Raw genomic sequence first — 446 nt, forward strand, 5'->3', positions numbered from 1 at the left:
TTTTTTGCGCCGAAGGTTGCAAGATATCATCTGCATCTAACCACATCATATAATCTTTAGAAGCATATTGAAAAGAAGCATTGCGTGCTTGACTGAAATGAAATTCCCAAGGAATTTCATAGACATGTGGTGTCCATTTTTTCGCAATTTGGATTGTTTGATCCGTAGAACCTGTATCGACAATAATAATTTCATCTACCAGATCCCCAATAGATTGTAAACAATGAGGTAAGGTATGTTCTTCGTTTTTCACAATCATACATAAACTAATGGTAATCATAAACGTGTTCCTTTCTGTTTGAAATGATATGTTTATGTGTATGTAGATTTGTTTTTATTGTTCGAATTTAAAAAATTAATTGCTAAACAATTGAATAGATAGAAAGGTAAAAAAAGAGTGTTGTCAACGGTAAGCGGAACGAAGTGAGCATTAAGGAGTTGACAAC

General features: G+C 33.0%; 1 protein-coding gene. It reads right to left on the reverse strand.

Annotated features, from left to right (window positions below; all coding sequences use genetic code 11):
* A partial coding sequence (locus tag JDS99_RS30995; RefSeq protein WP_199696504.1) for a glycosyltransferase occupies positions 1-280 on the reverse strand: 280 nt, incomplete at its 3' end.
* Positions 281-446: the final 166 nt, after the last annotated feature.

Source organism: Bacillus cereus group sp. N6 (assembly GCF_016483705.1).
GTDB classification, from domain to species: domain Bacteria; phylum Bacillota; class Bacilli; order Bacillales; family Bacillaceae_G; genus Bacillus_A; species Bacillus_A wiedmannii.